Source organism: Bradyrhizobium ferriligni (genome assembly GCF_056837965.1).
In genome coordinates this window covers 95,650-103,601 of sequence record NZ_JBXEJO010000028.1, presented here as the reverse complement: position 1 = coordinate 103,601, position 7,952 = coordinate 95,650, and the positions used below count along the sequence as shown (strand labels likewise).

The 7,952-nt window shown below is 58.9% G+C and carries 9 protein-coding genes; 2 read left to right on the top strand and 7 right to left on the bottom strand.

The genetic code is table 11. The features are described 5' to 3' along the window. Both AC1VNY_RS18575 and AC1VNY_RS18570 read right to left on the bottom strand, forming a co-directional pair. A partial coding sequence (locus AC1VNY_RS18575; RefSeq protein WP_482406271.1) for an MFS transporter occupies nucleotides 1–378 on the bottom strand: 378 nt, incomplete at its 3' end. Nucleotides 379–502: 124 nt separating this feature from the next. Further along, a complete protein-coding gene (locus AC1VNY_RS18570) occupies nucleotides 503–1,408 on the bottom strand; it encodes a halocarboxylic acid dehydrogenase DehI family protein (RefSeq protein ID WP_482406268.1) in 906 nt (301 codons plus the stop codon). A 122-nt stretch (nucleotides 1,409–1,530) separates the two neighbouring features. On the opposite strand from AC1VNY_RS18570, the gene AC1VNY_RS18565 reads away from it, so the two are divergent. Further along, entirely contained in the window at nucleotides 1,531–2,166 is a 636-nt protein-coding gene (locus AC1VNY_RS18565) for a TetR/AcrR family transcriptional regulator (RefSeq protein ID WP_482406267.1), read from the top strand. Between the two features lie 109 nt (nucleotides 2,167–2,275). Here the strand turns inward: AC1VNY_RS18565 and AC1VNY_RS18560 are convergent, their stop codons facing one another. From AC1VNY_RS18560 to AC1VNY_RS18540, 5 genes are read right to left on the bottom strand one after another with little or no spacing between them, the layout of a single operon-like run. Then, complete coding sequence (locus tag AC1VNY_RS18560; RefSeq protein ID WP_482406270.1) at nucleotides 2,276–2,461, bottom strand: DUF2798 domain-containing protein; 186 nt, start codon at nucleotides 2,459–2,461, stop codon at nucleotides 2,276–2,278. Nucleotides 2,462–2,514: 53 nt separating this feature from the next. Further along, complete coding sequence (locus AC1VNY_RS18555; protein WP_482406266.1) at nucleotides 2,515–3,591, bottom strand: hypothetical protein; 1,077 nt, start codon at nucleotides 3,589–3,591, stop codon at nucleotides 2,515–2,517. A gap of 29 nt (nucleotides 3,592–3,620) precedes the next feature. Next, nucleotides 3,621–4,949, bottom strand: a complete 1,329-nt coding sequence (locus tag AC1VNY_RS18550; RefSeq protein WP_482406265.1) for an MFS transporter — start codon at nucleotides 4,947–4,949, stop codon at nucleotides 3,621–3,623. A 59-nt stretch (nucleotides 4,950–5,008) separates the two neighbouring features. Further along, nucleotides 5,009–6,202, bottom strand: coding sequence for a pyridoxal-phosphate-dependent aminotransferase family protein (locus AC1VNY_RS18545; RefSeq protein ID WP_482406264.1), 1,194 nt, complete (start codon nucleotides 6,200–6,202; stop codon nucleotides 5,009–5,011). A 38-nt stretch (nucleotides 6,203–6,240) separates the two neighbouring features. Further along, nucleotides 6,241–6,924 (bottom strand): glutathione S-transferase family protein, encoded by a 684-nt coding sequence (locus AC1VNY_RS18540; protein ID WP_482406263.1) that lies wholly within the window; start codon nucleotides 6,922–6,924, stop codon nucleotides 6,241–6,243. Nucleotides 6,925–7,017: 93 nt separating this feature from the next. Between AC1VNY_RS18540 and AC1VNY_RS18535 the strand changes: the two genes are divergently transcribed. After that, the gene (locus tag AC1VNY_RS18535; RefSeq protein WP_482406262.1) at nucleotides 7,018–7,944 is read left to right on the top strand and encodes a LysR family transcriptional regulator; all 927 of its coding nucleotides are present in this window, start codon (nucleotides 7,018–7,020) and stop codon (nucleotides 7,942–7,944) included. The last annotated feature ends 8 nt before the right edge of the window (nucleotides 7,945–7,952 follow it).

The following is a 7,952-nucleotide window of genomic DNA, read 5'->3' as shown; positions in this document are numbered from 1 at the left end:
TCCCCATTCCCCGCCCAGCGCCACGCCCTGCGCGACCCGCAGGACGATCAGAAGTACCGGCGCCCATATACCGACCTGCTCGTATGTGGGGAGCAGACCGATGAGGAATGTAGATAAGCCCATAATAGTGAGGGTCGCGACCAGGACCGCACGTCGGCCGAGGCGATCACCGTAATGCCCAAAAACAATGCCGCCGAGCGGCCTTGCGATAAATCCCACGGCAAACGTTCCAAACGCAGCCATCGTCCCCGCTAGCGTGTTGGACTGAGGAAAAAACAGCTTGCCAAAGACCAGTGCTGCCGCGGTTCCGTAGATAAAGAAATCGTACCATTCGATCACCGTGCCGATAAAGCTCGACAACCGAGCTCTCTTCAACATGCGTGCATCGTCGATCGCCTCTGTCGCTGTCGCGATGTGCGTCGTCATGACTTCCTCCCTCGCGTTTCCATTTTGGGAACGGCGCTGGCGTTTTTGTTTTTGTGCCAGCGCCGCAGCTGTGCGTTTAGTTTGTGTACTTATTCTCCGTCGCATCGATCGGCCCGTCGAAGGCCTGCTTGAGCCGGATGATCGCAATCGTGATGTCTGCGATGAAGCGGTTGTACATAAAGAGGAGACCGGTCAAACCTGCAATTTGCTCTGGCGAAAGCTTGTCGGTCATGTCTCGCCAGGCGACGCCGGCAGGCTTGTCGAAGCCTTTGACATGTTCGCGGGCGATCTTCCGGATCCGTCGGGCGGTTTCGTCGTATTCCGCGCTCAAGGCGACCGGCGCAAGCGAGTCCCTCAGCGCGATCTCGAGATAGTCGGGCCAGACCCCAAGGACGCGATAGTCGCTCGCCGGTCCATGGTGCAGAGACGCGTCACGGATGTCGCGAAGGACCATTTGCGTTCTGGCTGGTGCTTCATCGGGATCGATGAGGTTGAACTTCTCAACGCCTTTGGGCAGCCCGTACGGAATAAGCTCCGCGTCGCGCCCCTGCAGAGGCTTGTCGTTTCGTCCGCCCGTGTTGCGTTCATGCCATGCTTCATTGAACGCGGTGATCAAGATAAGGTATTTCGGGTTTCCGTAGTTGAGCAAGTCGAGTGCCGTCTTCAGCTTCGCGATCTCGGTCTCTTTCCATCCCAACTTGACGAGTTTCGGCGTTGGGTTGGGCATGATCGGCCCGGGCACGATCGCGTTCAATCGTACAAGATCGGCGCCATCCTCGGCGTACCGGGTAGAGATGTTCGGCTTGAGAGCGGCCCAAGCATCGGGAATGAAGTGAGGAAATTGCGACATCACGCGAATGCCGAAAGCCACCCAGGGAACGCGAAGGGTGCAGTGGATGTCGTCATAGACCTCCGCCAGCTTTCCCGAAGCTTGGTGATGGTCGACCTGCGGGAATTTTGCCAGCACGGAACGCGGGGCCATGGGTGTCTCCTATCTGGTTTTTCTATTACGATACGATATTGTATCGTATCGTATGTCTGAGATTTTTTGAATGCAACAGGAATTTTGGGTACGGATGATGCGGCGGTTGCCGCGAAGAGGAGATGTCGAAGGCGATGCAGGTAAGCCCTAAAACAAAGAAGGCAAAGGTAGAGGACTCCCGTCCGGTCGCTGGCCGCCCGAGAAACCCGGAGACACAGAAGGAGATCCTGAAAGCCGCCGGCGAGATCCTCCTCGCCGAGGGCTATCGCGCGCTCACGATGGAGCGACTGGCGTCGCGGGCAGGCGTCGGCAAGACAACGGTTTACCGGCGCTGGAAGTGTATGGCTGATCTGGTCTCCGATCTGCTTGACGCAGCGAACAGCGCTTGGCCCATGCCGCAAGTAAAGTCCGAGAACATCACGGAAGACTTGCGAATGCTTTACCGCAACTGGATTTCAGGTATGAGCGGCGGTGGCAGGATCATTCCTGTACTTATCGCCGAGAGCGTCCAAAATGCCGAGCTGGCCTCGCTCTTGCACCAACGCTTCATTCTTCCACGCCGGCGCCTGGCTATCGCGATGATTGATCGCGCAAAAGACCGTGGGGAGGTCTCGAAGAGCGTGGACAGCCAGAGCGCGATAGATATGTTTATGGGACGCATGTGGTATCGCCAGCTCGTGACCGGCGAGCGGATCTCCGTCGATGATGAGGATAAGGTCATCGCGGTTTTGATGAAGGGTCTGCGATCCAACCGTTGAGCGCTTCATCGTATGCGACATCTTGTGGAGTGGCAGCGAACTGCATCGAGGCGCCTAACCCACTCCGGTTGGTCAGGGTCGCCGGTGCAGGCCGCAGGAGCGGCCCGCCCTAATCCTCATCGCGCGTTAGGAGCGAAGAGGCTTTTCTGAGACCGGGAGCCGCGAGAATGACGACCGGCACCATCGTTGTCCAAGCAACCGCCCAGGAGCAAACCCAGTCGATCAGGGGATTGTCCGGAGCCATTCTTACGATGGTGATCGCAGCAGCGACAGCCGTGGTTATTCCCGACTGCATTATCGCAAAGACGAAGTGCGCATAGCGGTGCGGAAGCATCGAGCCCCTCTTTGTCAGGCGGCAGCGCTCTTGGCCTTGCGATTTGCATCCAGCCTGCGATCAACGAGCTCCACGATCCGGTCGAGAAGAGGATGCGCCATTCCGTTCTGACGTGCGACGAGTTGCACTAGCTTGTCGGCCCTCTCGATATTGGGCGCACCGTTATTCAACGCGCGAGCCGCAGATGCTGGTCGGGATAGCTCCTTTGCAGCGGCGGCATATTTCTCGAACGGCACCAGATCTGCCGGCGATGCCCCGATACGGATGCAGAGGTCAACAACGAAGTCATAAATGGATCGCGACGCGGCAAGATCGGAATGCACGGCCTCCTGGGCCGTTCGCGTGCCGTCTTCGGTGATGCATCGATAGTTTCCGGCCATAAGCATCGCCCACTTCGCGAGAGGGACGAATATGGAATCATGGAAGCGCAGCTTGACCGGGAGTTCGAGATTGCCCTCGGGGGCCTTCCATCGCGCGGCGTCGATGTCCGTTTCCAAGGTACGGACAACGTCATTCCCCCGCGCGTCGCCGAAACGGGCGACCTTGAAATTTGTGGGCAATGTAACCTGCAGCACGTTTACCTTTTCTCCGGGAGGCCGAATGGCTTGAGGGTCGGGGCTACAAAGCGTGATCGTGTTGTCGGTAAAATGCTGCCAGACTTCGGGCGCGGTATAGGCAGGTTCGAGCGCGCTGGCGTCAAGGGTGTGTATTCGCTTCATATAGGCAAGTGGCGGCATGTTCATGATCGACATGCAAGGAAGGCCCGATCGTGCAATCGCATCCAGCAATTCTCGAACGCCGGCCGACCCGTACTGAGGCTCCTGCATCGCCAAACCGATAAGATCGTATTCGCCTGGATCGACCTCGTTCGCCCCTGCGGCGGACACCTTGCCAGGCAGCTTGCGTGAATCGATCTCGACTTGCTCGGCGCGGCCGCGGATGGGCAGGCGAACCCGAAACCCCTCTGCATTGATCAGGGCCGCCTCCTCCGGAAGGCAGACAAGTTTCACAGAATGTCCGCCAAACATGATCTTGGATGCCAACAACGAGCCGTAGGAGGCGCCCAGGATGAGGATGTTGTATTTTGCCATTGTAACGAGTCCTTTGACGGTCAACGGGCTTAAATTGAGGTGAGCCTATCGCGTGCGTGGGCCGCGATGTCGGTAGTCAGCGGGATGTCGGGCCGTAGCCAGGGAATGGCCGCAGCACCGGCAAGCAGAATGGCGACACCGGTGGCGAATGGGATGTTCCAGTTGCCGGTAAGGTCGATCAACCAGCCAAAGACGACTGGCGACACGATGCCCGACAGGCCGACGCCCATAATGACGTAAGCACTCCCGAGCCCGGCGTACTCCTTGGAGATGTCCATCGGGATGGCGTACATAGGAGCGATCGTCAGTTCCAAGAAGAACATGGCGCCCGCGAGAAGCGGAACGACAATCCGCAGATCATCGAAGAACATCGTGGGCGTAATGAGGATGGCGGCTCCGAGAAGTGACACGAGAATGACGCTACAGCGTGCGCGTCGGTTACGGCCGGTTGCCTTCAATATCCTGTCGGAAACGACCCCGCCCACCGTGTTGCCGACAAGGCCGGAAAAAAACAGCGCGCTCGTCAGCAGGGCTGAGCTCTTCAGGTCGGTATGATGCTGGTTGACAAAGTAAAGTGGAAGCCATGACACGAATACCCAATACGTCCAGCCATAGGCGAACATGACGAGTGTCACGGAGGCCATACGTCGGGTGATGAGCCAAAACGGAATCCTGGCCCCCCGATCCGGCACGGATACGGTTAGGCTCTCTATGTTCGCGGCCCGGACGCCGGGATGCTCGCGCGGGTCGTCTCGGAAAACAATCCACCAAGCGATGCACCACAGCAACGCCGCAGCGCCGCAGACGATAAACGCGGACCGCCATCCCGACCAAAGCACCACCGCGGCAACCACCGGGGGGGTGATCGCCGCCCCGAAGCGCGATGCACTGTGCGTGATGCCTTGAATGTATCCGAAGCGATCTGGCGGATACCAGTTGCGCATTGCCTGGGTTGCCGCCGGAAAGGCGGGCCCCTCTCCCATTCCCACGGCGAGCCGGGCCAGAAAGAGGGTTAGGAGCCCGCCGGCAAGCCCGGTCGCGATCGTGCCGATACCGACGATCAGCACGCAGAGGATGAGGGTCGATTTCGCGCCATATTTCCTGGCGCCCCATCCTCCAAAGATCACGGATCCGAGATAGGCCCAGGAAAAGGCGCTGAAGACGAGGCCCATTTCCGTGTTGTTAAGGCCAAATCCCATCTTGAGCGATGCGGCTGCTGCGGAAATATTGACCCGGTCGAGATACATGATGGCGAACAGAATGCATAACAGCATCGTCACCACGCTATGGGCATCGAATAAGCGTCGAACCGTTGTTGGCTTAGACGAAATCTCGTCAGCTTCCTGCGCAAGAGCCACGTCTCTCTCCCTGTTTTAGAACCACCGGCGTCGCTCTTTGCGGCGACTGCCGTGCATGCCTATTCCGCAGCCTGCGCCGTCACCTTTCGGTCGTCCGACAGGGCGTCGATCGCTGCCTCGATGGCGCCGCGGCCGAACGGTATCGCCCGCGCCTTCAGTCCCATTTCCACCGCCGCCAGCGTTCCAAGAATGGATGCATCGTTGAAGTCACCGAGGTGACCGATGCGGACGACACGGTCCGCCAGAGGACCGAGGCCATTGCCGAGCGACATGTTGGCATCGTTCAAAATCTGCTGGCGCAAGGCGTCGGCCGAGTGGCCGTCGGGGAGCCGCACCGCGGTAAGCGAAGAGGAGTATTCCGTTTCATGACGGCACTGGATCTCGAAACCCCAGGTCTGAATAGCGCGCCGTGTCGCAGCGGCGGCGCGATCGTGGCGGGCAAACACATTCGTTAGCCCCTCAGCCTCGAGGAGATCGAGCGCGACCTTCAGCCCTTGCAACAGATTGGTCGACGGCGTGTAAGGAAAGAAACCTCGCGCGTTTGCCGAAAGCATATCCTCCCAGCGAAGGAAACTGCGCGGCATCCGCGTCTTTTTCGATGCGTCGATGGCCTTTGCGGAGATCGCGTTGAAGCCAAGCCCTGGAGGAAGCATCAATCCTTTCTGCGAACCGCCGACGGTCACATCCACGCCCCACGCATCATGGCGGTAATCGATCGAACCCAGCGATGAGATCGTGTCGACGAGCAACAATGCGGGATGTTTTGCATCGTCAATGGCGCGCCGGACCGCCGCAATGTTCGACGTGACGCCGGTCGACGTCTCGTTATGAACGACGACGACCGCTTTATACTTGTGCTCTTTATCCGCCCGCAGCTTTTCGGCAAGTGTGTCCGCGCTGACGCCGGAGCGCCAGTCGCCAGCAACAATCTCCGGCTTTAGATCGAGCGCCGTGGCCATCTTGCTCCACAACGTCGAAAACCAACCGGTTTCGAACATCAGCACGTGATCGCCGGGCGAGAGTGTATTGACGAGCGCGGCCTCCCAGGCGCCGGTCCCCGAAGTTGGGTAAATGACGACAGGCGCTTCCGTCATGAAGACATTGCGCACGCGCTTCAACACGTTCAATCCCAGATCGCCAAATTCCGGGCCGCGATGATCGATGGTCGGCTTGGCGATCGCCGCAAGGACAGGCAACGGGCAATTCGTTGGACCGGGAATTTGGAGAAAGTGACGACCTGTTGCGTGATGCATTCCGACCTCCTCAAAAGACTAATTGGGTAGCGCTGTCGTTATGGCAGGCCGTTTCGGCCATGCCGTCTGAAGGCGGGCCGCTCGGTCATAAGCTCATAATAATCGGCCAGTGCCTGGTAATCGGGACGGACGAGGCCAGGATGGGTGAGACTGAACCAGCGATTGACCACCAGCCCGACCGGGATGTCCGCAATCGTGAAGCGTTCGCCCATGATGTAGGGTCCTGACTCCGTCAGGTGTTTGTCGAGCAGGCCCATGAGGTGCACTAACTCCTTTTGGCCCTGCGCGACGTACCAGGGGTGATCATAAGGCGCCTCCTTCAGTTGACCGCCGAGGAAGGCGCCGCGCAGCGCATGCGTGATGTCGTAGGCGACCCAATCCATCCATTGTTCGATCGCTTGCCGTCCCTCCGCATCTTCCGGATAGAGATCCGTTGCTCCATGTTTGGCTGCGAGATAGCGAACGATGGTGTTGGATTCTCGCATGACGCGATCGCCGACGATCACGACGGGTACTTGCCCTGTCGGGTTCAAACGCAGGAATTCTGGAGTGTCCGTCGGCGCGAAACCGCGGCCAAAGTCTTCACGCGTATACTGGATGCCAATCTCATCACAGGTCCACAGCACCTTTCGCACATTGAACGAATTAGCGCGCCCCAGGATACGCAAAGGCCTGGTGAGCTCGGTGGCGGAGCTCTTCGTCTTCGTCAAAACATCGGACATGATGTTCTCCCTCCCTAGAATTTCGGGGGGATTGAATAAGCAAGCGATTTCGAAGTAAAATTCAAATATTCGATATATTCATGAGAAAAACAGATGAACGTCGGCCTGCGGCAGTTGCGCGCATTTCTCGCGGTTGCGAAGCACGGCAGCTTTAGCCGAGCGGCCGAGGAAGTTGCGGTGTCGCAAAGCGCCGTCAGCTTTTCAGTGCAGCAGTTGGAAAGTGAGCTGGGCTTGCGTCTGCTGGACCGCACCACGCGTCAGGTTAGGTTGACGGCTGTCGGCGAGACGTTGGCAGCCAGTGGCACGCGACTGCTTCATGAGCTCGATACGATCCTAAGGGAATTAAAAGATACCGGTGAACGGCGCCGCGGTAGGGTCGTGTTGGCTTGCGTTCCTTCGGTGGCGCGAGGACTGATGCCCGCTTGCGTGGCGTATTGCCGAGAAAAATGGCCGGAGGTCACGTTCTCCATCGAAGATATCGCCGCGAAGGAAGTCATTGCCAGGGTCACACGGGGTGACGTCGAGTTCGGCCTCTCAGGAGGGGAGATTGAAGCAACGGAGCTCCATGTCGAGAACCTGATGCAGGATCCGTTTGTGTTGGCCTGCCGTCGTGATGACGCATTAGCCAAGTCGAAGAGCTTGCCGTGGGCTAAGCTCTCGGAGCGTCACCTCGTGATGTTGAACAATACCTCGGGGAGCCGACCGCAAATCCTCGATACGTTGGCCAAAGCAGGCGTGCAGGCGCAGATCGTACTCGAACTCGCGCAGCCGAGCTCGGTCCTTGCGATGGTCGGCGCCGGGCTCGGCGTTGCGGTCATCCCAACCCTGGTGGCACCCATCGAGGCCCACCCGACGCTTACAACGCGGCGGCTGGTCAAGCCCACCGTGAGCCGCACTATCTTCCTGGTTCGAAGGCGCGATCGTTCCTTATCGCCGGCCGCGTCCGCGGTTTGGGCTGCGCTTATCGCATTGTTCGCCGCGCCGGAACACCGTTCGAAAGGGCGACTGCGATACACTTGATAATTGAC

Coding starts and splice junctions, on each gene's coding strand:
- AC1VNY_RS18570 (WP_482406268.1), bottom strand. CDS start 1,408: ATGGCCCCGCGTTCCGTGCTGGCAAAATTCCCGCAGGTCGACCATCAC.
- AC1VNY_RS18565 (WP_482406267.1), top strand. CDS start 1,531: ATGTCGAAGGCGATGCAGGTAAGCCCTAAAACAAAGAAGGCAAAGGTA.
- AC1VNY_RS18560 (WP_482406270.1), bottom strand. CDS start 2,461: ATGCAGTCGGGAATAACCACGGCTGTCGCTGCTGCGATCACCATCGTA.
- AC1VNY_RS18555 (WP_482406266.1), bottom strand. CDS start 3,591: ATGGCAAAATACAACATCCTCATCCTGGGCGCCTCCTACGGCTCGTTG.
- AC1VNY_RS18545 (WP_482406264.1), bottom strand. CDS start 6,202: ATGCATCACGCAACAGGTCGTCACTTTCTCCAAATTCCCGGTCCAACG.
- AC1VNY_RS18540 (WP_482406263.1), bottom strand. CDS start 6,924: ATGTCCGATGTTTTGACGAAGACGAAGAGCTCCGCCACCGAGCTCACC.
- AC1VNY_RS18535 (WP_482406262.1), top strand. CDS start 7,018: ATGAACGTCGGCCTGCGGCAGTTGCGCGCATTTCTCGCGGTTGCGAAG.